The organism is Arthrobacter luteolus NBRC 107841 (assembly GCF_001552075.1).
In the GTDB taxonomy this organism is placed as follows: domain Bacteria; phylum Actinomycetota; class Actinomycetes; order Actinomycetales; family Micrococcaceae; genus Arthrobacter_B; species Arthrobacter_B luteolus.
In genome coordinates, this window is the sequence record NZ_BCQM01000003.1 from 375,856 (window position 1) to 401,821 (window position 25,966).

The window sequence follows — 25,966 nt, forward strand, 5'->3', positions numbered from 1 at the left end:
CGGCATGACAGTCAAGGTATGACACCAGGGGTGTCCAAATAGTGGACGGATGTCCGAATGGCGGACGCCGGGTTTTAGGATGAACTGTTTCCATCCCGCACCCGAAAGACTCACCCCATGTCAACAGAAACCTCCAGTGCCGAGGCTGCAAAGGCCCCGGCCAACTCCCGCGGACGCGTCATCGTCGCGTCCCTGGTCGGCACCTCGATCGAGTTCTACGACTTCTACGTCTATGCGACCGCGGCCGTCCTCGTCTTCCCCGTCCTGTTCTTCCCGAACGCCGAGGGCGTCACAGCCCTGCTGAGCTCCTTCGCCGTCTTCGGTGTGGCATTCATTGCCCGTCCGCTGGGCTCGATTATTTTCGGGCACTTCGGTGACAAGGTGGGCCGCAAGGGCACGCTGGTGGCTTCGCTGCTGACCATGGGTATCGCCACGTTCCTGATCGGCTGCCTGCCGACGGCCAACGTTGCCGGCTGGACCTTCTGGGCCCCGGCACTGCTGGTGGTTATGCGCTTTGCCCAGGGCCTTGCCCTCGGCGGTGAATGGTCCGGTGCGGCGCTGCTGGCGACGGAGAACGCTCCGGCGAACAAGCGCGCCATCTACGGCACGTTCCCGCAGCTGGGCGCCCCCATCGGCTTCATCCTGGCCAACGGGCTGTTCCTGTTCCTGAGCTTCAACCTCAGCGAAGACCAGTTCATGTCCTGGGGCTGGCGGATTCCGTTCCTGGCCAGCGCCGTGATGGTCATCATTGGCCTCTACGTCCGGCTGAAGCTCGTGGAGACCCCGGCCTTCCAGAAGGTTGTTGATTCCGGTGAGGTGAGCAAGCTGCCGCTGGCCGCTGCGTTCAAGTTCTCCTGGCGTCCGATGATCGCCGGTACGTTCATCATGCTGGCCACCTACGTGCTCTTCTACCTGATGACCACGTTCACCCTGTCCTACGGCACCGCTGCCAAGACCGCCGAAGAGGCCCAGGCAAAGGCCGAGGCTGCAGGCAAGGCCTTCGACCCCGACACGTTCGCCGCCGGACTGGGCTACGCCCGGAACGACTTCCTGATCATGCTGATCGTCGGCGTCGTCTTCTTCGGTATCTTCACCATGGTTGCCGGACCGCTGGCCGAGAAGTTCGGCCGCCGCAAGACCCTGCTGTGGGTCACCGCTGGCATCTTCGTCTTCGGCTTCACCTTCGCCCCGCTGTTCGGCGGCGGGTTCGCTGGCACCATGGCGCTGCTGATCCTCGGCTTCACCCTGATGGGCCTGACCTTCGGGCCGATGGGTGCGGTGCTGCCGGAGCTCTTCCCGACCAACGTGCGGTACACCGGCTCGGCGATCGCCTACAACGTGTCCTCGATCCTGGGCGCCGCCGTCGCACCGTTCATCGCCGTCGCCCTCTGGCAGGCCGCTGACGGCAGCCCGTGGCTGGTGGGCGTCTACCTCTCCTCCATGGCGGTGCTGACCTTCATTGCACTGTTCGTGACCCGTGAGACCAAGGACGTCGATTACGTGAACCACTCCAGCTAGGAGCTCCGGCTCCAAGCGGCGAAAGGCCCGGATCCTCACGGATCCGGGCCTTTCGTTTGGGTCGGGCCTGTGTCAGGTCCGCTTAGTCGAGGATGGTGGCGATGACCGCCCCGGCAGAAACCGTGGCACCGGGCAGGGCGCTCAGGCCACTGACCGTGCCGGACTTGTGCGCGGTCAGCGGCTGCTCCATCTTCATCGCTTCCAGCACCACCACCAGGTCTCCCTCGGCCACAACGGTGCCGTCCTCCACAGCCACCTTCACGATGGTTCCCTGCATGGGGGAGGTGAGGTCGTTGCCGGTCGCGGCAGCGGAGGCGGAGCGGGAACGGCCCTTGCGGGGTTTGCCGTTGGCTGCCGTGCCGCGGGAGGGCGCGGAGGCCAGCCCGGCGGGAAGAACCACTTCCAGGCGCTTTCCGCCGACTTCGACTGTCAGGCGCTGCCGGGACGCGTCCTCGCCGGAGCCTTGTGCGGGCTCGCCGGAGAAGGCCGGAATGGTGTTGTTGAATTCCGTCTCGATCCAGCGGGTGTGCACGCTGAACGGACCTTCCTCGGGCGCGAAGGCCGGGTCCGACACCACTGCGGCGTGGAACGGCAGGACCGTGGGAAGACCGGTGATCTCCATTTCCTGCAGAGCACGGCGGGCGCGCTGCAGTGCCTGGGTGCGGGAGGAGCCGGTGATGATCAGCTTGGCGAGCATGGAGTCGAAGTTGCCGCCAACGGTTTCCCCGGCCTCGATGCCGGAGTCCACGCGGACGCCCGGCCCGGAGGGCAGGCGCAGCGTGTCGACAGTGCCGGGGGAGGGCATAAAGCCGCGGCCGGCGTCCTCGCCGTTGATCCGGAACTCGAAGGAGTGACCGCGGATTTCCGGGTCCGTGTAGCCCAGTTCCTCTCCGCGGGCGATGCGGAACTGCTCGCGGACCAGGTCGATTCCGGTGACTTCCTCCGACACCGGGTGCTCCACCTGCAGGCGCGTGTTGACCTCGAGGAAGGAAATGGTTCCGTCGGTGCCCACCAGGAACTCGCAGGTTCCGGCGCCCTGGTATCCGGCCTCCCGGAGCAGGGCCTTGGAGGATTCATACAGCCGCTGGTTCTGATCGGCTGTGAGGAACGGGGCGGGTGCCTCTTCCACGAGCTTCTGGTTGCGGCGCTGCAGCGAGCAGTCGCGGGTGGAGATGACGACGACGTTTCCGTGGGCGTCTGCCAGGCACTGGGTTTCCACGTGGCGCGGTGAGTCCAGGAACCGTTCGATGAAGCACTCGCCGCGGCCGAAAGCCGCCGTGGCCTCGCGGACTGCGGAGTCGTAGAGCTCGGGAATTTCCTCAAGCGTCCTGGCCACCTTGATGCCGCGCCCGCCACCGCCGAAGGCTGCCTTGATAGCCACGGGCAGGCCGTATTCCTGGGCGAAGGCCAGTACTTCGTCGGCGCTGGTGACCGGATCTGCCGTTCCCGGAACCAGGGGAGCACCAACCTTGGCTGCCAGGTGCCGGGCCTGGACCTTGTCGCCCAGCTGGTCGATAGCTTCGGGGGAGGGACCGATCCACGTCAGTCCGGCGGCGATGACGCGCCGGGCAAATTCTGCGTTTTCGGACAGGAAGCCGTAACCGGGATGGACGGCGTCTGCTCCGGCGCGCGCGGCGGCGGCCAGAAGCTTGTCCATATCGAGGTAGGTCTCAGCAGCGGTGCTGCCGCCGAGGGCGTAGGCCTCGTCAGCGAGCCGGACGTGCAGCGCGTCCCGGTCAGGTTCTGCATAAACGGCGACCGTGCCGATTCCTTCGTCGCGTGCTGCCCGGATGATCCGGACGGCAATCTCGCCGCGGTTGGCAATCAGGACCTTGCCCAGGGGGACTGTGGTGAACTGGCTCATGAAATGCAGTGGCTCCTTTGATCTGTTGGGAGCCTAGCGCGCTTTTGTACTCTCCCGCCATAAACCGTGCTGTTTCTGCGTGGGTCAGGGACTTTCGTTGTGGAAACCCTACAAACGTATTGCGCCGGTGTGACGTGGAGGGGACGCGGGCCCGGAAACGGCCTTCCACGGTGAAAGCGGCTTATGCACAGGGCTGCTGGCGGTGCGGGTGGCTGCCGCAACCCCAGAGAAGGCATTTGTGGATAAATCCGGCTGTGAACAGCCCTGCGGCCCGCGCTCCTCACGATGATCTGCAATAGAGGAATGACCCGCGCCGCACCATTTCCCGCCAACCTGCCGGAGCACTCCTTCACGCTGAGGCGGGCCCAGAGTCTTGGGCTTCGTCAATCCAGGCTTCGGGCGCAGGATGTCCTGACGCCCAGCAGGGAGATTCGTGTCCTCAAAGATATGGAGATGCCGCTGGTGGATCGCTGCCGGCCCTATATCGAGCTTCTTCCAGGGGCCTACATATCGCACGGCACTGCTGCCCGGCTTCATGGTCTGCCGCTGCCCCGATCCCTGCAGGCTGAAACGGCTATTCATCTCAGCCGGGCCCGGGGCCTGCCGGCGCCGCGGAGGAGGAACGTCATGGGGCATCGTCTGGTGCTGGAACCTGCTGAGCTGACCGCCCTAGCCGGGTTACCCGTGACCTCGGCGGCCCGGACGCTTCTCGATCTGTCAGCCGCACTGGCGCTGGAAGACCTGGTGGTTGCGGGGGATTGGATCGTCAGCGAGCACCGGCGGAACTTTGGTGCCCGGCGGTCAGCGCTGGTACCGCTTGCGGAGCTGCGCACTTACGTTCGGTCGAAAGCTGGACTTCCCGGGCTGCCAAGGCTCCGTGCCGCCGTCGATCTGATGCGGGTCGGTGTGGACTCGCCGCCGGAGACGCGGATCCGGCTGCTTCTTTGTCGCGCCGGCCTGCCGGAATTCAGCCCCAACACCGCCATCCTCGATGAAACAGGCGCTCCTGCGCTCTGGGCGGATCTAGGCTGCCGCGGATTCCGCACCTGCATCGAGTACGACGGCGCGCACCACCTCACCCCGGCGCAGCAGAGCCGGGACCATCACCGGGATCTGCTCGCCCATGACCTGGGCTGGCATCAGGTCCGCTTCAACCGGTTCGACCTGGCCCAAGGTCCGGCCTGGGTGCTGGGCAAGGTGCGGCAGGCCTTGATGCGGGGCGGCTGGGAGCCGTGAGTGCGCAGATATGGTGACTTGTTCGCCGGGGTGGTCACTGGAGCTGCGCACCGGGCGGTGGCTGGCACCCGCGGGGTGGGCCGGATGTGGTGAGTGCGCAGATACGGTGACTTGTTCGCCGGGGTGGTCACTGGAGCTGCGCACCGGGCGGTGGCGGGCAGAACTTACTTCCAGAGAGACGTAACGCCCACGCCGGCGCTGGCCAGAAGATGCCGGAGGGTGGACACGGAGAGGCCAACCACGGCGTGCGGATCGCCCACGACCCGTTCGATGAAAGCGCCGCCGAGGGAGTCGATGGTGAACGAGCCGGCAACCTCCAGCGGTTCGCCGGTCGCAATGTAGGCCTCGATTTCCTCGTCCAGGAGTTCGGCGAAGTGCACTTCGGCGGAGCTGACGGCCCCCAGCGTGGCACCGGAGCCGTCGTCGTCGGTGTCCCGGCAGTCCACGAGCCAGTGGCCGGTGTGGAGCACACCGTGGCGGCCGCTCATGCGCCGGATGCGTTCGCGGGCGACGTCGGCCTCCCACGGCTTGCCGTGCGCCTCGCCGTCGAACTCGAAGACCGAATCGCAGCCGAGGACCAGTGCGCCCTCCGCCTCCGGGAGCGATGCGACGGCCTCCGCCTTGGCGCGGGCCAGCAGCAGGGCCGTGTCGTGCGGGTCGGTCAGCCCATAGCGGGCGGTGACGGCGTCCTCGTCCACATCGGAGACGAGCACACGGTGGGTAATGCCGGCGTTGGACAGGAGCTTGGTGCGGGCGGGGGAAGCGGAGGCGAGGATCAGCGTCAGGTCAGTCACGGACTCCAGCCTAGTGCGCGTGCGCGGCCCGGGGCGAAAGCGGGAGACGCCCCACCGCCCACACCCCGCCCCCCGGACAGCAGAATGGCCGCCCCAGCATTGGGACGGCCATTCCAGAAGGGTGCGAGTACCTGCACCCTACACCGCTTTAGGAACGCGCGGGGGCTTCTGCAGGGAGGGAAGTTTCCTCCTGTGCAGCGGGTGAATCCTCGTTGCTGATGTTGTCATCGGAATCGTCATCGAACGGGTCACCGGTGCGCTTGGCGTTGTACAGCTCGTGCTGCAGCAGGCCGTTGCGCTTGGCCACGATCGTGGGCACCACGGTCTGGCCGGCCACGTTGACGGCGGTCCGGCCCATGTCGATGATCGGGTCGATCGCCAGGAGCAGTGCGACGCCGTCCAGCGGCAGTCCCAGGGTGGACAGGGTCAGGGTGAGCATCACGACGGCGCCGGTGGTTCCGGCGGTCGCTGCCGACCCGAGGACGGCGACGACGGCGATCAGCAGGTACTGGCCGAGGCTCAGATCAATGCCGAAGAACTGGGCCACGAAGATGGCGGCGATGGCCGGGTAGATCGCGGCGCAGCCGTCCATTTTGGTGGTCGCGCCCAGGGGTACGGCGAAGGACGCGTAGGCCCGGGGTACACCGAGGTTCCGTTCCGTGACCCGCTGGGTCAGGGGCAGCGTGCCCACGGAGGAGCGGGAAACGAAGCCGAGCTGGATGGCCGGCCAGGCGCCGGAGAACCACTGCCGGATGGAGAGCCCCTGGCTCTTGATCAGCACGGGGTAGACCACGAAGATCACCAGGGCCAGGCCAAGGTAGACGGCCACCGTGAAGGTGCCGAGGGAGCCGATGGTGTCCCAGCCGTAGGTGGCGACGGCGCGGCCGATCAGGCCGACGGTACCCAGCGGTGCGAGGCGGATGATCCACCAGAGCACCTTCTGGATAACAGCCAGTGCGGAGGCATTCAGGGCCAGGAACGGTGCGGCGGGCTTGCCGACCTTCAGGGCGGCAATGCCGACGGCGATCGCGATGACCAGGACCTGCAGCACGTTGAAGTTCAGCGACGTGGTCAGGGACTCCGTGGTGGAGGCGGTCAGGCCGAGGAAGTTGCCGGGAACGAGGCCGGTCAGGAAGCCGATCCAGCTGCCGGTGCTGCCTTCGTACCCGGGCGGGGTGGCGGCGTCGGCGTTGGCTCCGGGCTGCATCACGACGCCCAGGGCAATGCCGATGCCGACGGCGATCAGCGCCGTGATGCCGAACCACAGCAGTGTCTGCCAGGCGAGCCGCGCAGCATTGGAAACCTGTCGGAGGTTGGCGATCGAACTGACAACGGCCGTGAAGATCAGCGGAACCACGGCTGCCTTGAGCAGGGAGACGTAGCTGGAGCCGATGGTGGCCAGGGTGGTGGCGAGCCAGTTCGGCTCACCGCCGGTTTCGCCCATCGACCTGGCCAGCAGGCCCAGGCAGAGGCCAACCACCAGGGCAGCGATGATCTGCGGGCCGAAAGCTGTGGCCCAGCGGGGGAGCCTGCGGCGGGTGGTGGCGTCGGCCGGGGACTGGGGAGGTGTCTGTGGTGAAGTCACGTTGAAAATGCTAGACGAGGCTCCATACCAGAGTCTTTTTAGGGTTGCGAAATGTTACGCCGGGGAATTCGGCTGCGGGTTGAAATCTCACGCCGGAATCCCCGGACTGTGGCGCGCAGCGGCGGACCGCCGGCAATATTCCTGACTGGCCTGTGAGGATTCTCGCAGGAAAGAGCCCGGCTGGTCCGGTCAAAACCGGACCGGCCGGAAAGGCAGAACGTGCCCGGCAAGCTGCCGGGCACGTTCCCATCCTCATGATCAGCTGAAGGCTAGCTTCCCAGCAGCGCCCGGCGCAGGGTGTCCAGGCCGACCGAACCGAGCTGGAGTGCCTTGGTGTGGAAGGCCTTCTCATCGAAGGACTCACCTTCACGGGTGCGGACCTCATCCCGGATCTGCTCCCAGAGGCGCTGGCCGAGCTTGTAGGCGGGAGCCTGTCCCGGCCAGCCTAGGTAGCGGGTGAACTCGAAGTTGAGCTGGCCCTCTGAGATAGCGATGTTCTGCTTGAGGAAGCCGTAGCCCTTCTCCGGGGTCCAGGTGCCCGTGCCCCAGCGCTCCGGAACTTCGAGTTCCAGGTGGACGCCGATGTCGAAGACGACGCGGGCGGCACGCATCCGCTGCGCGTCGAGCATGCCCATCCGGTCGCCGGGATCGCTGAGGTAGCCGAGCTCGGCCATCAGCCGTTCGGCGTAGAGTGCCCAGCCTTCGCCGTGCCCGGAAACCCAGCACACGTTGCGGCGCCAGCCGTTCAGCAGGTCCCGGGAGGCAACCGCCGTGGCGATCTGCAGGTGATGGCCGGGAACGCCCTCGTGGTAGACGGTGGTGGTTTCCTTCCACGTGGTGAAGGTGTCTTCGCCCTCGGGGACGGACCACCACATGCGGCCGGGCCGGGAGAAATCATCGCTGGGACCGGTGTAGTAGATCCCGCCCTCGTTCGTGGGCGCGATCATGCATTCCAGCTTGCGCATCGGCCCGGTGATGTCGAAGTGGGTGCCGGAGAGTTCGGCCACGGCGCGGTCGGAGAGCTCCTGCATCCAGGTGCGCAGCTCTTCGGTGCCGTTCAGCTGGCGGTCCGGATCGGCGTCGAGCAGGTCCATGGCCTCGCGGACGGAGGCGCCCGGCCGGATCTGGTTGGCCACTTCCTCCTGCTCGGCGATGATCCGGTCCAGCTCTGCTACGCCCCACTGGTAGGTTTCCTCCAGGTCGACGGCGGAGCCGAGGAACTGGCGGGACATCAGTGCGTAGCGCTCGGCGCCCACGGCGTCCTTTTCCGGTGCGGCGGGCAGCAGCTCTGCGCTGAGGAAGTCCACGAGCGCGCGGTAGGCGGCGCGGGCGCCGTCGGCGTTCTCCCGGAGCGAAGCCTTCAGCGCCTCGGGCAGTTCAGTGCCGTCGGACAGCGCGGCGTTGCCGGCGAAGGAATCAAAGAAGCCGCCGTCCTCGGCGTACTTGCCTGCCTGCTCCATCACGATCTTTACCTGCCGGCGGGCAGCTACGCGGCCCTGCTCGGCACCGCTGCGCAGCGAGGTGATGTAGCCGGCGACGGCGTCGGGCAGGTTGTGCAGGCGGCCGGAGATGTGTTCCCAGGCTTCGACGGTGTCGGTGGGCATCAGGTCGAAGATCGCACGGATGTCCTGGGCCGGGGATGCGATGTTGTTCAGATCGGCGAGGTCCCAGCCGGATTCGTGGATTTCCAGGGCAAGGCCCAGGCGTTCCCGCATCGCATCCAGGGTCACACGGTCGACGTCGTCCGCGGGCTGCAGGTCCTCAAGTCTTCCGAGGGTTTCCCGCATCGCTTCGGCGGTGGATTCCAAGCCGGCGGGGGAGTAGTCGGCGTACTCCGTTTCGTGGCCCGGGATGCCCAGTGTGGTTGCGAAGGACGGATCCAGGTGCAGCAGATTTTCGGTGAATGCTTCCGCGACGGCATCGATGGCTGTTGGAGTGCGCGTCCCGGCGGTGGACAGGGATTCTGGCGAGGTTGTCTGTTCAGTCACACCCCCGAGCGTAACGCGTCAGCGGTAGCTGCGCCGCCACGAGCCCGGCCCGGGAGCGGGCCGCAGGCTCAGCTGGCGCCGCCTGGTCCAGGCGCGGCGGGTGCTCGCCGGGTCCGCAGCGGCGTGCGCGCCGGCCGGTCCGTCCTGACCGGAACCGGCGGCCAGACTGACGACGACGGCGGTCAGGACAGCGAGTTCCTCGTCCGTGGGATTGCCGGCCAGGACCTGGAACAGCGGCTCTTCCGGTGCGCCGTCGGTTTCGTTTGCCGGACTCACAGCGGGATGTTCCCGTGCTTCTTATGCGGCAGCGTTGCGCGTTTGTCGCGCAGGGCGCGCAGGCCGCGGATCAGCTGCAGCCGGGTTTCCGAGGGCGCGATCACGGCGTCCACGTAACCCAGCTCCGCCGACTGGTACGGGTTGAGCAGTTCTTCCTCGTACGCGTTGATGTAGCCCTGCCGCACCTCGTCGACGTCGCGGCCTTCCGCCGCGGCCGCTGCCAGCTGCCCGCGGTACAGGATGTTCACCGCGCCCTGGGCGCCCATCACGCCGATCTGCGCGGTTGGCCAGGCGACGTTGAGGTCAGCGCCCAGCTTCTTGGAACCCATCACGATGTACGCGCCGCCGTAGGCCTTGCGGGTGATCACGGTCAGCTTCGGCACGGTGGCCTCTGCGTAGGCGTAGAGCAGCTTGGCGCCGCGGCGGATGATGCCCTGGAATTCCTGGTCCTTGCCGGGCAGGAAGCCGGGAACGTCCACGAAGGTCAGGATCGGGATGTTGAAGGCGTCGCAGTTCCGGACAAACCGGGCAGCCTTCTCGGAGGCGTTGATGTCCAGGGTGCCGGCGAACTGCAGGGGCTGGTTGGCGACGATGCCCACCGTGTGCCCTTCGAGCCGGCCGTAGCCGATGATCACGTTGGGGGCGTAGAGGGACTGCATTTCCAGGAAATGCCCGTCGTCGACCACCTGTTCAATGACCGTGCGCATGTCATACGGCTGGTTCGCGGAGTCCGGAATGAGGGTGTCCAGGGCGAGGTCGCCGTCGTTGATTTCCAGGTCCTGGTCGAACGCCGCCAGGGGGGCCTCGGCGAGGTTGTTGGAGGGCAGGAAGTCCAGCAGCTCCCGCACGAAATCGATGGCGTCTTCTTCGTCCGAGGCCAGGTAGGTGGACGTGCCGGTGTTGGCGTTATGCTGCCGTGCGCCGCCCAAAGTCTCCATGTCCACGTCTTCGCCGGTGACCGTCTTGATCACGTCCGGTCCGGTGATGAACATATGGGAGGTCTTGTCCACCATCACCACGTAGTCGGTCAGGGCGGGGGAGTACGCGGCGCCGCCGGCGGACGGGCCCATGATCAGGGAGATCTGGGGAACGACGCCGGACGCGTGGACATTGTTGCGGAAGATATCGGCGAACATCGCCAGGGAGGCCACACCCTCCTGGATCCGGGCGCCGCCGCCGTCGAGGATGCCGATGACCGGGCAGCCGTTGCGCAGGGCGTGTTCCTGGACCTTGACGATCTTTTCGCCGTTGACCTGGCTCAGGGATCCGCCGTAGACGGTGAAGTCCTGGCTGTAGACCGCAACCGGGCGGCCGTCGACGGTGCCGTAGCCGGACACCAGTCCGTCACCCAGCGGCTTCTTCTTTTCCATCCCGAAGGCGGTGGAGCGGTGGACGGCCAGGGCGTCGAATTCCACAAAGGAGCCCTCGTCCAGGAGCAGGTCGATGCGTTCACGGGCGGTGTGCTTTCCCCGGGCGTGCTGCTTCTCGATGGCGGCGGTTCCGGAGGGCGCAGCGGCCAGGGCCTGGCGGCGCCGGAAGTCCGCAATCTTGCCTGCTGTGGTCTGCAGATCGATGTCCTGGTCGATGCTCATGTGTTCTCCGGGTGCTTCTGGGGGTGGCTGCCGGTCGGTGCCCCACCCCAACGGTGCGTCATGACGGGTCAGGACGGGTTAAGTAGGTTTTACACAACTGGGCGGGCGTTCCACCCAGTCTAGTGAGCGGCAACACCTATCCCGGGTGTAGGAATCCTACAATTTCGATCCCGGCGCGTTGGCCCGCTGAAAGATACCGGCAGTGGAGCGGGGGTGCGGTGCCCCGCGGGCAAGGCGCTGGCAGGCCGGCTGGCGGCCGGCCTGATGTTACTGGTGAGTAACATATTTGCCCCGGGTGCATTACCCTGTCCGTATGACCTCGAACACAGCCTCAACGAACCCGCGTTCCCTGGCCGGACGCACCATCCTGATGTCCGGAGGCAGCCGCGGCATCGGGCTGGCCATCGCCCTGCGGGCAGCGGCCGACGGCGCCAACGTAGCGATGCTGGCGAAGACCGCCGAACCGCACCCCAAGCTGGAGGGCACGGTGTACACCGCGGCCGAACAGCTGGAGGCCGCCGGCGGAAAGGCCCTGCCGATCATTGGCGATGTCCGCAGCGATGAGGACGTCGCCAATGCCGTCGCCGCCACGGTGGAACGGTTCGGCGGCATCGACATCGTGCTGAACAATGCCTCCGCCATCGATCTGCGCAGCACCGACGACGTCAGCATGAAGAGCTACGACCTGATGCAGGACATCAACGCGCGCGGCACGTTCCTGCTGTCCAAGTCTTCGCTGGCGGCCCTGCGGAACTCGGACAACGGGCACATCCTCACGCTTTCGCCGCCGCTGAACCTCGACCCGAAGTGGGCCGGAAGCTACCTCGCTTACACAATGGCCAAATACGGCATGTCCCTGACCACACTGGGCCTGGCCGAAGAACTTCGGAAGGACGGCATCGGGGTCAACTCGCTCTGGCCGTGCACCTCCATCGACACCGCTGCCATCCGCAACATGCCCGGCGGCACCGAACTGGCCCGGGTGTCCCGCAGCGCCGACATCATGGCCGACGCCGCGCACGCCATCCTGACCCGCCCGGGAAAGGAAGCCACGGGCAACTTCTACACCGACGAACAGGTCCTGGCCGAGGAGGGAGTCACTGACTTCGCCAAATACAGCCTCGGTGCTTCGGAAGACCAGCTCATGGCCGACTTCTTCCTCTGAGGCAGGCACCCGCCGGGGTGGAGGACCCGGCGCGTAAGATCGGAGGCATGCATTTGCACTACTCCAGCATGGAGCGTCCACCCCTGGAACCACAGCGGCTCCAGGCGCGTCTTGTTGCCCCGGCTGGCCCGCTGTCCCGGCTGGACGTGGTTTCCGAAACCGGATCCACAAACGCTGACCTCGCGGACGCTGCCCGGCTGGTGCCTTCGCAGTACCCAGATCTCTCGGTCCTGACCGCGGAACTCCAGACGGCCGGCCGGGGCAGGCTGGGCCGCACCTGGGAAGCTCCGGTACGTTCCTCGCTGTTCGTCAGCGTCCTGCTGCGTCCGGTCAACCCATCCGGGCGCCCGCTGCCAACCCAGTCCTACGGCTGGCTGTCCCTGCTCTCCGCGTTGTCCCTCACCGAAAGCATTGCTGCCCGCACGGGGGTGGAGCCCAAGCTGAAATGGCCCAACGATGTCATGGTGGACGGCCGGAAGCTGGCCGGCATCCTGGCCCAGGTGGTTCCGGAAACGTCGGGCAATCCGCCCGCCGTCGTCGTTGGCACCGGCCTGAACGTATCCCTCACCGATGAGGACCAGCCGGTGAGCACCGCCACCAGCCTGCTCATGGAGTACGCCTCCACCACGGACCGGAACGTCCTGCTGGAGGATTATCTGCTCCGGTTTACGGCCGACTACCGCGGGTTCTGCGCCGTTGACGGAAACGCGGAGGCGTCCCAGGCAGACGGGCGGACACTGAAGGAGAGCATCTCCTCCAGGATGGTCACGCTGGGCCAGGAAGTCCGGGCTTTCCTGCCGGACGGATCAGACCTGGTCGGCCGCGCGGTTGGCCTCGATCCGCATGGCGGACTGCTGATTCTCGACGGCGAGGGTGTCCGGCACGCGGTGACAGCGGCGGATGTGGTGCATCTCCGGGCCGCTCAGGCATGAGCGCGCGCCCATACGGACTCCGGTGCGGATGAGGCTGGAGCCGGGGGAACAGGTCATCGTGGCTGCACGGCCGCATGCTGGGCCACTGCTCGGGCCTATTCTGCTGGCCGCTGCCGCCTGTGCCGCCGCCGGCTTCGCCCTGGGATACCTGAGCCGGGAAACCCTCCCGGCTGCCCTGGCGGAGTGGACCTTTGTGCTGGTGCCCGCCGTCGTGCTCCTGACCCTCCTGCTGCTGGCACGGTTCTGCATACCGCCGGTGCTGCGCTGGAACGCCACCCGGTACGTCCTGACCAGCCGCCGGCTGATCCAGCGCCGGGGAGTGCTCCGGCGCCGCGAACACGACCTGCCGCTGGCCTCGATCTACCAGCTGGAAGCGCGGCAGGGGATCCTGCAGCGGATGCAGCGTGCCGGAACCCTGCGGATCGACCTTGGCCGCGGCCGGGTGATCGACTATGCCTCCATGCCTGAGGTGCACCGGTTCAAGTCAATTGTGTTGGCCACCATAGAGCAGCTGCCCATGACTGTGATGTTCGATGGTGTAGATATTGAAGGAAGCACGGGTTACGACGACGATTGGAGCGGCCATGAGTGATCAGGGCCACGAAGCGCCTGACGACGCTGCCGAGCCCGAGCCCGAGCCCGAGCCGCTGACGCTGTCCATGAACACCGTGCCGGTGCCGGACAAGCCGGAACCTGCGGAGTCCCCGGGGTCGATCGACCGCGAGGACGTGCGGAAGCTCGAAGCTCAGCTGATTGGCGGTCCGCGTACGCTCAAGCGGCGCGAGGCCGCTGCGGGTGCGGGTGTCTCCCTGCTTTCCGCGCGCAAGCTGTGGCGGGCCATGGGTTTTCCTAACCTCGACGACGACGCCGTGTTCTTCACCGAAGCGGACCGCGATGCGCTGAGCACGGTGATCCAGCTGGTCCGCGATGAACAGCTCACCGAGGAAGCCGCCATCTCGATTATGCGTTCCATCGGCCAGATGACCGACCGCATGGTGGTGTGGCAGATTGAGGCCCTGGTGGAGGAGATGGTGGTCCAGCGTGGAATCACCGACGCCGAGGCGCGGAAGAAGCTCGTCGCGGCGCTGCCGGACCTCATCGAGCCGCTGGAGAAGACCCTCGTCTACGCCTGGAAGCGGCAGCTGAACGCCGCGATCCAGCGGCTGGCCCTGCGCGCGGAGGCCGGACTGGCCAGCCACGACTCGGACACTGACGATAATCCGCTGCCGCTGGCGCGCGCCGTCGGATTCGCGGACCTGGTCTCCTACACCAGCCTGTCGCGGCAGATGAACGAGAAGACGCTGGCGCAGATGGTGCAGCGTTTTGAGCACAAGTGCTCCGAGATCATTTCCGTGGGCGGCGGCCGGCTGGTGAAGACCATCGGCGACGAAGTGCTCTTCAACGCCGAAACCCCGGAAGCCGGCGCCGAGATCTCCCTGGCGCTGGCGAAGGCCTTCACCGAGGACGAGCTGCTTCCCTCCGCCCGCGTGGCGATGGTGTGGGGCCGTGTCCTCTCCCGGCTGGGCGATATCTACGGACCCACCGTCAACCTCGCGTCCCGGCTGACCTCGCTGGCGGAACCCGGGACAGTGCTGACCGATGCCTCGACGGCAGCGGCGCTGCGCAACAACGACAGCTTCGTCCTGATCCCGCATTCACCGCGCAACGTGCGCGGTTTCGGCGAAATCCACCCCGTGACCCTGGCACGGGGGACCGGGCAGGGCCTGGTGCTGGACTAGGGACCGGTGTCCGGCGGGACGCGGTGTCCGGCGCTCTCAGCCTCGGCCCCGGCACTCTCAACCCGCCGCACCGGTAATTTTGCGCAGGGAGCTTAGCAATATGCGACACTAGGTGCGTCTGCCTGCCGATCTGCTGCCGCCGCGCCTGGACAGCGCATCTCACGGCCCGCCGCAGCACGGCCAGGCTTGGGGGTTCTTAACAGGGGGAAGCAAGTGTCACTCTTCAGGGGGGCTGCGCGCGCGCAGAGCCGTACCCGCCGCAAGGCAGCATCGGTCGGCGCCGCAGTCGCCGCGGCCGGGGCGCTTGTCGCCACCGCCATCCTGTACCCCGGCTTTGCCAGCGCTGACGTGGACCTGAACGACGGCGGCGTGTGGGTCACCAACGGAACCCAGGGCATGGTGGGACACCTCAACTACTCGGCCCGCATGCTCGACGGCGCCTACGCCGCCAACAGCGACGGGTTCGACGTAACGCAGAACGCCGGCACCGTCTTCCACACCAATACCGACCAGTCCAAGGTGTCACCCGTTGACGTAGCCAACGTTGCCCGCGGCACCGAGGTCCAGCTTCCGGCGTCGGCCACCATCTCGCAGGGCGGCTCCATCATCGCGGTGACCGATCCGGCCGCCGGTGCGGTGTGGCTGACCACCGCCGATGCCCTGCCGTTCTTCAGCGATGCGGAGAACGAACCCGCGCTCGAGGATTCCCCCGGGATCGCCGCCGGAGTCTCCCCGGAGGGCCATGTTGCCGTCGCAGCGCCCCGGGACGGCCTCCTCTACGGCTACGACGTTCAGCCCAACGGCACCTTTGGCGAACCGGAGATCACCAAGGCCGAGGAACTGCGCAGTTTCGGTGACGTCCAGGTGGCCGCCGTCGGGCGCAAGGCCGTTGCCTTCGATCCGGAATTGGGCACCCTGGTTCTGCCCGGCGGAAAAACCGTCATCCTGCCCGATACCCGCGGCGCCCGGCTCCAGGAATCGGGACCGGAATCCGGGTTCGTGGTCCTTGCCACCGCCACGGCCCTGATCAAGCAGCCATTGGACGGCTCGGACGCCACCGTGACCGAAGTGGGCAGCGGAGGGCTTCCCGCCGCTCCCGTAGTGGTGGACTCCTGCGTCCACGCCGCCTGGTCCGGCGCCGGCACCTACCTCCGCGACTGCGCTTCCGACGCCGACGATTCGCGGGAGGAAATTCCCGGCATCGGTGCGTCCTCCGAACTGGTCTTCCGCGCCAACCGGTCCGTGGTGGTACTCAACGACATCAACGGCGGAAACATCTGGCTGGTGCTGGAGAACATGCAGCTGGTGGACAACTGGGGCGACGTCATCCCGCCAAAGCAGGATTCCAGCGACGACGAAGAGGAATCCGCCAGCGAAAACCCGGTCAACACCCTTCCGGACCGCACCGGGGAAAACCGGCCGCCGGTAGCCGGCGATGACCGGTTCGGTGTCCGCCCCGGCCGCACCACCATCCTGAATGTCCTGGACAATGACACCGATCCCGACGGCGATCTGCTGACAGTCCAGCTTTCGGGCCCCCAGCCCACCGCGGGAACGGTGCAGGAAATCTACAACGGCGCCGGCCTGCAGATAGTGGTCCCGCCCGAAGCAGCGGGAACCAGCACCTTCAACTACGAGGTCCGCGACGGCCGCGGCGGCAGCGCCTCCGCCAGCGCCACTGTGCAGGTGCGGGGCAACACCGAAAACAGTCCGCCCGAGCCGCGGCGGTCCACGAAAATCCTGGTGGAACAGGGCCAATCGGTCAGCCAGAACATCCTCAACGACTGGATGGATCCCGACGGCGATGACCTGGTCCTCGTTTCGGCTGAGCCGACAGCCGACGGCGACCAGGTCCGCAGCCGCTCCGACGGACTGCTGACCTTCCGGGACATCGGCAAAAGCCAGGGCATCAAGGACGTGGCCATCACCGTCTCCGACGGCACCGAAACCTCAACCGGCACGGTGACGTTCGATGTCCGCCCGGGCGGAGTTCTGCCGCCGGTGACCAACTTCGACCACTTCACCGCCACCGTCGGCGAGGCCGTCACCCTGTATCCGCTGCAGAACGACCTTGATCCCGCCGGCGGCCGGCTCAGCCTCGCCAAAGCAGAGGCCGAAGACGGTTCAGAAGTTGTCCCGGATTATGATACGGGAGCCATCGCGTTCACCCCGGACGCCGCGAAAACCTACTACATCGAATATCTGGTGACCAACGGCCCGCAGAGCGCCAGCGGCCTCATCCGGGTGGACGCCGCCGAATCCGGCAGGCAGGGAGCCCCCGTAGCCGTGCGTGACGTGGCCCTGCTGCCGCGCGGCGGCAGCGTGCTGGTGGATGTCCTCGGCAATGACACTGATCCCACCGGCGGCGTGCTGGTGGTGCAGTCGGTCAGTACCGGCAGCAGTTCCCCGCTGGACGTGGCGGTGCTGGACCACAACATCCTGCAGATCCACGACGTCCGCGGCCTCCAGGACCAGTCCACCATCAGCTACACGGTCTCCAACGGAACGGCCAGCGCCAGCGGGGAGGTCAGCGTCCTGCCGGTGGAGGGGCCCGGGACGCTGCTGCCGCCGTCGGCCGCCGCCGACACCGCAACCGTGCGGGTCGGCGACGTGGTGAACATACCGGTCTTGGAAAACGATGTCTCGCCCACCGGCGATACGCTGACCCTCAACCCGGTGCTGGCCCAGGGCGTTGATCCGCTGGACGGGCAGATGTTCACCGCAGAGAATACGCTCCGGTTCGTCGCGGGCGAGACGGCCAAGACGGTGTACGCCATCTACGAGGTCCGCGATTCCACCGGGCAGAGCGACTCGGCGCAGGTGCGCATCAACATCCGGCCGCGCGACGACGAGCGGAACACTCCGCCGGTCCCGAAGAACCTGGAAGGCCGTGCCATCGCCGGCACCACCGTCCGGATCCCCGTGCCGCTGGACGGGCTGGACTCCGACGGGGACTCAGTGTTCCTCAACGGGATCGAGGAGGCTCCCAGGTTCGGCGCCGCCGTTCCGGGACCGAACTACATCGACTACACCGCTTCCGCCACCGCGGCGGGCACCGACTCCTTCACCTATTCCGTCCGGGACCGGCTGGGTCTGGTGAACACCGGCACGGTCCGGGTGGGAATCGCGCCCATTGCAGAGGCGAACCAGAAACCGGTGGCGGTCGACGACGCCGTGACGGTGCGTCCGGGCCGCGAGGTCGCCGTGCCTGCGCTGCAGAATGACTCCGACCCTGACGGTGATCCAATCTCCCTGGACCCCGAAGGAGTGACCGCGCAGAACCCGGAGATGAATGCCCGGGCCGACGCCGGCCGGGTCCGCTTCACTGTTCCCGCCGAGGCAGGCAGCTACAACGTGCGCTACGCCGTCCGGGATAACCGCGGCGGCTCAGCGAACGGGAACGTCGCCGTCGTCTCCGATCCGAACGCGGAACTGCTGGCTCCGGTGGCGCGCGATGACCGGGTGGAGGTCGCGGAAATCCGCGGCCGGACCGCCGTCGACGTCGCGGTCCTGGAAAACGACGAAGACCCTGACGGCGTTGCCGAGGATCTCAAGGTGTCCGTGGATCCGTCCCGGCTTACCGCCTCAGCGGCAGGGGACCGGGTCCGGGTGGAACTGCTGGAGGAAGCGCAGATCATCCCGTACACCGTCCAGGACATGGACGGCGGAACTGCCACGGCCGTGATCTGGGTTCCGGGCCTGAGCGCCCAGTACCCGACGCTGCGGAGCAACGCCGTGCTGGAAGTCGAAGCTGCCCAGACCCTGGACCTGGAACTGGCGGAACTCGTTGAGGTCCGGGAAGGCCGGACGCCCCGGATCACCGAGGCAGCCAAGGTCAGCGGCATCGGCTCCTCCAACCGGGATACCTGGGTGGCGGACGAAGACACCCTGGCCTACACCGCCGACGGGAACTACGCCGGACTCGGCTCGATGACCTTCGAAGTCACCGACGGCTCCGGTCCGGATGACCCGGACGGGCTGAAAGCCACCCTGACAGTGCTGATCAACGTGCTTCCGCAGCCCGAGCAGAACCTTCCGCCGGTGATGAGCCCCGGGTCGCTGGAGGCCGCCATCGGCGAGGACGCGGTGACCCTGGACCTGGCCCCGCTGGCCTCCGACCCCAATCCCGGTGACGCCGGGAAGCTGTCCTTCGCACTGGCCGGCCAGGTTCCGGCCGGATTCGAGGCGCGGCTCTCCGGCACGGTCCTGTCCGTCTCAGCCGCGGACGGAGCCACCGTCGGCACGCTGGGGCAGCTGGGTGTCACCGTCACCGACGGGCGCAGCGACCCGGTGGCCGGCCGCGTGGACCTGGCCGTCCTGGGCTCCAGCCGTCCGCTTCCGGTCGCCGCGGACGACTCCGTGGACGACGCCGTGCAGGGCCGGGCGGTCACGGTGCCCGTCCTGGACAATGACGACAACCCGTTCCCGGAAACCCCGCTGGAAATCATGGAGGCCAGCGCCGACGGCAACGGTACCGCCAGCATCCAGGGCAGTTCCGTGGTGGTCACCCCGGCCGCTGATTTCGTGGGCAGCATGACCGTGCAGTACCGGGTGCAGGACAAGACCGGCCAGGCCGACCGGCAGGCCTCGGCCCGGATCCTGCTCACCGTGCAGGGCCGTCCGGACGCACCGGCCACCCCCGTGGTGGAGTCGACCCGCAGCCGCACGGTGGTGCTGGCCTGGGACCCGCCCGCTGCCAACGGGGCTCCGATCACCGGGTACACCGTCACCGGGACCGGTGGCTTCAGCCAGGCCTGCCCGGCCACCACCTGCACGCTCACCGGCCTGACGAACAACGTTGAGTACGCCTTCTCCGTCACGGCCACCAACGTCAACGGCACCTCCGAACCGTCCCCGCAGTCCGCCGTCGTCCGCCCGGACACCCAGCCTGCCCAGCCCGCGCCTCCGGTCCTCACCTTCGGCGACAAGCAGCTGGGCGTCGCCTGGACCCCGCCGGCGAACGACGGGTCGCCGATCGAGTCCTACGACCTGCAGATCTCCCCGGCCCCGGTCAGCGGCGTGTCGCAGAAGACCGTCCCGGCGTCCATGACGCAGACCACCTGGACCGGACTGGCCAACGGCACCAGCTACCGGGTGCGGGTCCAGGCCCGGAATGCCGCTCCGGAACCGTCCGGTTTCAGCGACTACTCGGCGGCCGAGGTCCCCGCCGGAGCACCGGCAGCACCCGGGTCGCCCACCACGGCGCGGGCAGACTCGGTGGGAACGCAGAGCCAGCTCACGGTCGACTGGAACGACACCGCAGCCAACGGAGCTCCCGTGACGCATTATCAGTTGCGCGAATCGCAGGGGTCCACGGTGGTGCGCACCCTCGAGGCCGGCGCCGTGTCCAACATGACCGTACGCGTGGATAACTCCGAGCAGAACTACACCTACGCCGTCCGCGCCCTGAACAAGGCCGGCTGGAGCGACTGGGGGCCGGCGTCCGCGCCGCGCCGCGCCGTCGGGACGCCCGATGCTCCGGCAGCGCCAAGCCTGGCGGCCTCCCGCACGGGTGCCGAGGGCCGGTCGGTCACGATCACTTTCAGTCCGCTCAGTGCCAGCGCCCGCAACGGCGCCCGCGCCGAGGAAGTCAGCTACCGCGCCAGCTTCAGCGACGGCCGCTCCCTGGCGGTTAGCAGCGGACAGGAAATCACCGGATTCAGCAACGGGGCAAACATCAGCGCCCGGCTGACCGCCGTCGTGAATTCCGACGGGTCCAGCTATGACAGTCCCGCCTCCGCCGCCTCCTCGGCTGTCCAGGTGTATGGCAGCCCGGGAACACCGACGGCCTCCGGTTCGAACGGCGGACAGGGCAGCACCACCGCCACTCTGTCCTGGGGGCCGCCCAACCAGAATGCGCACGACGTCGCCCAGGTCCAGATCTCGATCGACGGCGGCGGCTGGGAAACGGTCGGTGCCAACGGCAGCCGCAGCGTCGGCAACGGGTACAACCAGGACCACAGCATCCGGGTCCGGGTCCTGAACTCGCAGGGAACCCCAGGGGCCGAGGCAGCGGCCTCCGCCCGGACCGGTGCCGAGCCGCCGCCGTCCACGTGGTCGCTGACGGTTGGGAACCAGCTCCCTGTGTCCGATCGGCGCACCTGCATGGACCCTGCCTCGGGGACCAACTACGACGGCAGGAACTGTGCCGGCAGCCACTGGGCGTACCACGGGGAAGTCATCCAATCGCGCTGCTACATCGTGCGCAGCGGCGGCGAGCCCTGGTACCGGCAGGAGTCCGGAGGAAACCGCGACGCCAACAATAACGGCCTGCATATCAAGGGCATCCACACCAGCTTCGGCAACAACCCGCCGTCCGGCATGGGCCGCTGCTAGCCCATGACCGCACCGACCAGACCCGCCACACCCATCACACCCGCCACTCCGTCCATCTGGGGGAAATGCCAACCATGTCAATGACCGAAGAACAGGCCGCCTGGTTCGCCGAGACATTCGCCAAACTGGTGACGAACGTCGGCCAGGCCGTGCTCGGCAAGCCGGATGCCGTCCGGCTGATCCTGACCTCGATGCTGGCGGAAGGGCATGTGCTGCTGGAGGATGCCCCCGGCACCGGTAAAACGATGCTGGCCCGGGCTCTGGCCGCCACCGTGCAGGGCACCACCTCCCGCATCCAGTTCACCCCGGATCTGCTGCCCTCCGACGTCACCGGCATCACGATTTATGACCAGAAAACCCAGGCCTTCGAATTCCACCGCGGACCGATCTTCGCGAATGTGGTGCTCGCCGACGAAATCAACCGGGCCTCGCCCAAGACCCAGTCCGCGCTGCTGGAAGTCATGGAAGAATCCCGGGTCACAGTGGACGGCACCACCTACACGCAGGAACGGCCATTTATGGTCATCGCCACCCAGAACCCGATTGAGCAGGCCGGGACCTACCGGCTGCCGGAAGCGCAGCTGGACCGGTTCCTGATCAAGACCTCCATGGGCTATCCGGACCACGCGGCCACCGTGGAACTCCTGGCGGGCTCAGCCACGCGTGACCGCTCAGCCGCGCTGTCCGCCGTCATCACCGCTTCCGCGGTGCGGGACATGGCCGACCTCGCAGCGACCACCCATGCCGACACCTCGGTCCTGGAATACATCGCCCACCTCACCGCCGCCACCCGCGAAGCTCCGGAAACCCGGCTGGGCGTCAGCGTCCGCGGCGCACTGGCCATGGTCCGCGCAGCGAAGGTCTGGGCGGCATCCGAGGGACGGAACTATGTGCTGCCGGACGACATTAAAATCCTGGCCCCCAGCGTCTTCACCCACCGGCTGGTGATGGACCCGGAAGCGGAGTTCGCCGGCGCCACCGCTGCAGCAGTCCTGGACCAGGTGCTCGCCTCCACGGCCGCGCCCCAGCAGCGCGTAGCCGTCTAGGGACACCGCCGGTGCACCCCCTTCTCCGTTCTGCCGCCGCGCGCCTGCGCGCCGCCGCCGGCACTGTCCGGGCAGCCCTGCCTGCCGCGCGCCTGCAGGCAGCTGCCGGCGGGCCCCGCACCCGGGCCGCCCGCCGCCGCCTCGGCAGGGCCGCGCGCCGGATCGGCAGCGGAGCGTCCGCCGCAGCGCGAAGCGTGACATCCCTGGGCTGGACGGTGGCCGGACTGATGCTGGCGTGCTGGCTGGCCGGGGGACTGCTGGGCTGGCGGGAACTGCTGCTCGCGGCCGCGCTGCTGACTGTTGTCCTGGCCGCTGCCACGGGCTTCATCATCGGCCGCCAGGCCTACGCTGTGCGTCTGGATCTGGCCCGGACCCGGGTGGCCGTGGGGGACGACGCCGTCGGATCCCTGACCATCAGCAACCCCGGCGGCCGCCTGCTCATGCCGGCCACGCTGGAACTGCCCGTCGGCGCGGCCACCGCCGTGTTTGACCTGCCGCGCATGGCCCCGGGCGCCGAACACGAGGAGCTCTTCCGGATTCCCACGCAGAAGCGCGCCATGATCGTGGTGGGGCCGGTGGAATCCGTCCGGCAGGACCCGTTTGCGCTGATGGGACGGCGGTTGGTCTGGACCGACCCGGTGGACCTGTTTGTCCATCCGCGGACCGTGGGCCTGCAGGGGTCCGCAACCGGCTTCATCAAGGACCTCGAAGGCCTGCCCACCCGGGAACTGTCCACTGCCGACGTCGCGTTCCATGCCCTGCGCGAATATGTTCCCGGTGATGACCGCCGGCATATCCACTGGAAAACCACTGCCCGCACGGGCACCTTGATGGTCCGGCAGTTCGAGGAGACCCGCCGTTCCCATCTGGCCGTTGCCCTGTCCACCAATCTGGCCGAATATTCCTCCGCGCAGGACTTTGAGCTGGCGGTGTCGGTGGCCGGGTCGCTGGGATTGCAGGCCATCCGTGAACAGCGGGACCTCACCGTTCTCACCCAGGACGGGCCACTGCGCAGTGGCAGCGCGCGGATCCTGCTGGATGAACTGACCCGGGTGGACGGCACCGAGCGGCGGCAGGGAACCCGCGAACTCGCTGCCCTGACCGCTGACGCCGTGCCCAACGCCTCGGTGGTCATCCTCGTGACCGGCACGGACGTGAGCGCATCGGTCCTGCGGTCCGCGGCCGCCGCCATCGCCCCGGGCATCCGCTGCCTCGCCGTGCGCTGCGCCGAAGGCCAGCAGCCCGGGCGCCGGGACATCGCCGACCTGACCGTCCTGTCCTGCGGGGATCTGGACGGCCTGCCCGCGCTGGTGCGGAAGGGGACCGCATGAGCGTCGACGCCCCGCGCCGGAACCGGATCCGCCAGCCGGCTCCCCGGGTCTCCGCCGCAGCCCTGCTGCGGACCGGACTGCTGCGGCCAGGCCTGGAAGCCGCCGCGCTGGTACTGCTTTTGCTCGCCGGGCTGCTGGGCTTCGGCCCCACCTTCGGCTCAGATCCCCGCTACCTCGTGGCCGGAATCGGGGGCATTGTGCTGGGGCTGCTGCTGGCCGGCGCGGCAACAGTGCGCGGCTGGGGAGCCTGGACCACGGCCGGAGCGGCCACCGCAACCTATCTGGTGCTCGGCTCGGCCCTGGCTGCGCCGGTGGAAGCCGCCGCCGGAGTGCTGCCCACCTTCGCATCGCTGCGGGTGCTGGTCTTCGGCGTCGTCTTCGCCTGGAAGGACCTGCTGACCGTCGCTGCCCCGGTGGGTACCGCCGGCGGGATGCTGGTGGTGCCCTTTCTGCTCAGCCTGGCCTGCGCGCTGGCTGCCGGGCTGCTGTGCTGGCGGGTCCGCCGCCCGTACTGGCCCGCCGCGCCGGTACTGGCGCTGTTTGCTGCCGGCATCGCTTTCGGCACCAAACACGCCCCTCTGCCGGGGTTCCGGGCGGTGCTGCTGGCGGCCGGGCTCCTGGCCTTTCTGGCCTACCGCCGCCGGTCCGCCCAGCGCCGCGCGGCCGCCGGAGGTTCTGTCACCGGAGGCGCCGCCGGCGCCCCGGATTCCATTGTTGTCGACAGCGCTCCGGCGCGGGCGGCACGGATCCGGCGGACCGCCTACGGCGCTGCCGTACTCGCCGGCGCGGCTGTCCTGTCCCTGGCTGCCGCACCCCTGCTTGGGGTGGACGCGGAACGCAGGGTGCTGCGCGACGCCGTCGAACCGCCTGTGGACCTGTTCAACTATCCCAGTCCGCTCACCGACTTCCGCCGCTACGTCAAGGACAACGCGGATACCCCGCTTTTCAGTGTGGAAGGGCTGCCCGAGGGCCAGCGGGTGCGGCTCGCGGCCATGGACGCGTACGACGGTGTGGTCTATGACGTGAGTACGGAGTCGGAGGGCGGGTATGCCCGGGTGGGTGATGCCGGGACCCTGGGCGGCGCGCAGGAGTCCGGGCGGGGTGCTGAGACGACCCTGCGGTTCACCATCAGCGGCTATAACGGTGTGTGGCTGCCGGCCGGAGGCGAGGTCCAGGCACTGCGCACCTCCGGGGAACGCGGGCAGGATGTTGCCGGCGGCCTGTATTACGACGCCGGTTCCGCCACGCTGCTGACCGCCGCCGGTGTGGGGGACGGGGACACCTACGAAGCCCGGGTCCTGTTCCCCGAGGAGTACGACGACGCGCAGCTGGCCCAGTACGGGTTCGCCGGCTCGGTGCAGCCGCGGCTGCAGGGCGAACCCCCGATCATCGGTGTCAAAGCCACCGAATACGCAGGCGAGGAGACCACGCCCATCCAGCGGGTGCGGCGGCTGCAGCAGATCCTGGCTACGGAAGGCTACTTCAGCAACGGCAAGGACGGCGAGACCCCGTCCCTTCCGGGGCACGGCGCCGCCCGGATGGTACGCCTGCTCGACGCCGAGCAGATGGTGGGTGACGACGAACAGTACGCCACCGCGATGGCACTGATGGCCCGGAAGCTGGGTATCCCCGCCCGGGTGGTGATGGGTTTCTACCCGGACTGGGAAGATCTGGGATCAGCGCCGGAGAAGATTGAGATCACCGGCGACGATGTGCACGCCTGGGTGGAGATCGAGTTCGACCGGGTCGGCTGGGTGCCGTTCTTCCCCACCCCGGACGAGGATAACGAGCCGGTTCCACCGCAGCAGCAGCCCAAATCCACGCCGAAGCCGCAGGTTCTGCAGCCTCCGCCTCCGCCTCAGGAACCGGCTGAACTCCCGCCGGACACCGCGGCCGATCCGCAGGACGCGGAGCAGAAGGAAGACGATCTCTGGCAGACCGTCTCGGGTCTGCTGCGTGTGCTGGCCGTGGCGTCGCTGCCCCTGGTTGTGCTCTTTGGCCCGCTCCTGGTGATTCTGCTGCTCAAGCGGCGGCGGAGGAAACAGCGGCGGACCGCCGGAGGGCCCGCGCAGCGGGTTGCCGGCGGCTGGCGCGAAGTGCTCAGCGCTGCCGCGGACCACGGTGTCCTGCTGACCGGACGGCAGACCCGCAGGGAGGACGCCGCCGTGCTGGGCAGGGCATTCCCCTCCGGAGCGGCAGCCACGTCCGCTCTGGCGCGGCGGGCCGATGCCGGGATCTTCGGCCCCGGAGACCCGGCCGAAGCCGAGGTGCAGGCGTACTGGCAGGAGGTTGAGGAGCTGCGCGGGCAGCTCGACGGGTCCGTGGGGTTCTGGTCCCGGCAGCGGGCCCGCTACTCCCTGCGCTCGCTGCGCCTTGACTGGCGAACCGGCCGGCGGACGAACCGGCTGCGGGTTGACCGCCGCAGCAGCCTGTGGCCCAGTCAGCAGCCTGACGGGAAGCGGTCCGGACTGCGCGCAGCGTTTTCCGCCATGACCCGCCGCCGCAGCACTGCTGATGAGGGGGAGGTCCGTTAGGGTAATGGGAAGAGCAGTTAGGCACATCAC

General features: G+C 67.9%; 16 protein-coding genes. 10 read left to right on the forward strand and 6 right to left on the reverse strand.

Annotation, left to right across the window (positions count from 1 at the left end):
* The first annotated feature begins 117 nt into the window (after positions 1 to 117).
* A complete protein-coding gene (locus tag AL3_RS08495; RefSeq protein ID WP_066299231.1) occupies positions 118 to 1,518 on the forward strand; it encodes an MFS transporter in 1,401 nt (466 codons plus the stop codon).
* A gap of 82 nt (positions 1,519 to 1,600) precedes the next feature.
* On the opposite strand, the gene AL3_RS08500 is transcribed toward AL3_RS08495, so the two are convergent.
* Positions 1,601 to 3,382, reverse strand: a complete 1,782-nt coding sequence (locus tag AL3_RS08500; RefSeq protein ID WP_066299233.1) for an acetyl/propionyl/methylcrotonyl-CoA carboxylase subunit alpha — start codon at positions 3,380 to 3,382, stop codon at positions 1,601 to 1,603.
* Between the two features lie 627 nt (positions 3,383 to 4,009).
* Between AL3_RS08500 and AL3_RS08505 the strand changes: the two genes are divergently transcribed.
* Positions 4,010 to 4,618 carry an endonuclease domain-containing protein gene (locus AL3_RS08505; protein ID WP_066299235.1) on the forward strand — a complete coding sequence of 203 codons (609 nt, stop codon included), beginning with the start codon at positions 4,010 to 4,012 and terminating at the stop codon, positions 4,616 to 4,618.
* 164 nt (positions 4,619 to 4,782) lie between these two features.
* On the opposite strand, the gene AL3_RS08510 is transcribed toward AL3_RS08505, so the two are convergent.
* The 5 genes from AL3_RS08510 to AL3_RS08530 all read right to left on the reverse strand — a co-directional run bounded on the left by AL3_RS08510 (position 4,783) and on the right by AL3_RS08530 (position 10,853).
* Positions 4,783 to 5,412: a Maf family protein gene (locus AL3_RS08510; protein ID WP_370665167.1), complete on the reverse strand. Its 630-nt coding sequence runs from the start codon at positions 5,410 to 5,412 to the stop codon at positions 4,783 to 4,785.
* A 148-nt stretch (positions 5,413 to 5,560) separates the two neighbouring features.
* Entirely contained in the window at positions 5,561 to 6,997 is a 1,437-nt protein-coding gene (locus tag AL3_RS08515; RefSeq protein ID WP_066299238.1) for a dicarboxylate/amino acid:cation symporter, read from the reverse strand.
* A gap of 269 nt (positions 6,998 to 7,266) precedes the next feature.
* A complete protein-coding gene (locus AL3_RS08520) occupies positions 7,267 to 8,955 on the reverse strand; it encodes a DUF885 domain-containing protein (protein ID WP_066299455.1) in 1,689 nt (562 codons plus the stop codon).
* Between the two features lie 48 nt (positions 8,956 to 9,003).
* The gene (locus AL3_RS08525; protein ID WP_066299240.1) at positions 9,004 to 9,261 is read right to left on the reverse strand and encodes an acyl-CoA carboxylase subunit epsilon; all 258 of its coding nucleotides are present in this window, start codon (positions 9,259 to 9,261) and stop codon (positions 9,004 to 9,006) included.
* Positions 9,258 to 10,853, reverse strand: coding sequence for an acyl-CoA carboxylase subunit beta (locus AL3_RS08530; RefSeq protein ID WP_066299242.1), 1,596 nt, complete (start codon positions 10,851 to 10,853; stop codon positions 9,258 to 9,260). Before AL3_RS08530 ends, AL3_RS08525 begins: the two co-directional genes overlap by 4 nt.
* 313 nt (positions 10,854 to 11,166) lie before the next feature.
* On the opposite strand from AL3_RS08530, the gene AL3_RS08535 reads away from it, so the two are divergent.
* The 8 genes from AL3_RS08535 to AL3_RS08570 all read left to right on the forward strand — a co-directional run bounded on the left by AL3_RS08535 (position 11,167) and on the right by AL3_RS08570 (position 25,936).
* Positions 11,167 to 12,018, forward strand: a complete 852-nt coding sequence (locus AL3_RS08535; protein ID WP_066299245.1) for an SDR family oxidoreductase — start codon at positions 11,167 to 11,169, stop codon at positions 12,016 to 12,018.
* 47 nt (positions 12,019 to 12,065) lie between these two features.
* Positions 12,066 to 12,950, forward strand: coding sequence for a biotin--[acetyl-CoA-carboxylase] ligase (locus AL3_RS08540; protein WP_066299248.1), 885 nt, complete (start codon positions 12,066 to 12,068; stop codon positions 12,948 to 12,950).
* A 28-nt stretch (positions 12,951 to 12,978) separates the two neighbouring features.
* Entirely contained in the window at positions 12,979 to 13,542 is a 564-nt protein-coding gene (locus tag AL3_RS08545) for a PH domain-containing protein (protein ID WP_066299250.1), read from the forward strand.
* The gene (locus AL3_RS08550; RefSeq protein ID WP_083521581.1) at positions 13,535 to 14,689 is read left to right on the forward strand and encodes an adenylate/guanylate cyclase domain-containing protein; all 1,155 of its coding nucleotides are present in this window, start codon (positions 13,535 to 13,537) and stop codon (positions 14,687 to 14,689) included. The genes AL3_RS08545 and AL3_RS08550 overlap by 8 nt, the downstream gene beginning before the upstream one ends.
* A gap of 213 nt (positions 14,690 to 14,902) precedes the next feature.
* Positions 14,903 to 21,025 carry an Ig-like domain-containing protein gene (locus AL3_RS08555; protein ID WP_066299252.1) on the forward strand — a complete coding sequence of 2,041 codons (6,123 nt, stop codon included), beginning with the start codon at positions 14,903 to 14,905 and terminating at the stop codon, positions 21,023 to 21,025.
* Between the two features lie 74 nt (positions 21,026 to 21,099).
* Complete coding sequence (locus AL3_RS08560) at positions 21,100 to 22,071, forward strand: AAA family ATPase (protein WP_066299254.1); 972 nt, start codon at positions 21,100 to 21,102, stop codon at positions 22,069 to 22,071.
* A 161-nt stretch (positions 22,072 to 22,232) separates the two neighbouring features.
* Entirely contained in the window at positions 22,233 to 23,402 is a 1,170-nt protein-coding gene (locus AL3_RS08565) for a DUF58 domain-containing protein (RefSeq protein WP_370665191.1), read from the forward strand.
* Positions 23,399 to 25,936, forward strand: a complete 2,538-nt coding sequence (locus tag AL3_RS08570) for a transglutaminase-like domain-containing protein (protein WP_066299259.1) — start codon at positions 23,399 to 23,401, stop codon at positions 25,934 to 25,936. The genes AL3_RS08565 and AL3_RS08570 overlap by 4 nt, the downstream gene beginning before the upstream one ends.
* Positions 25,937 to 25,966 lie beyond the last annotated feature (30 nt).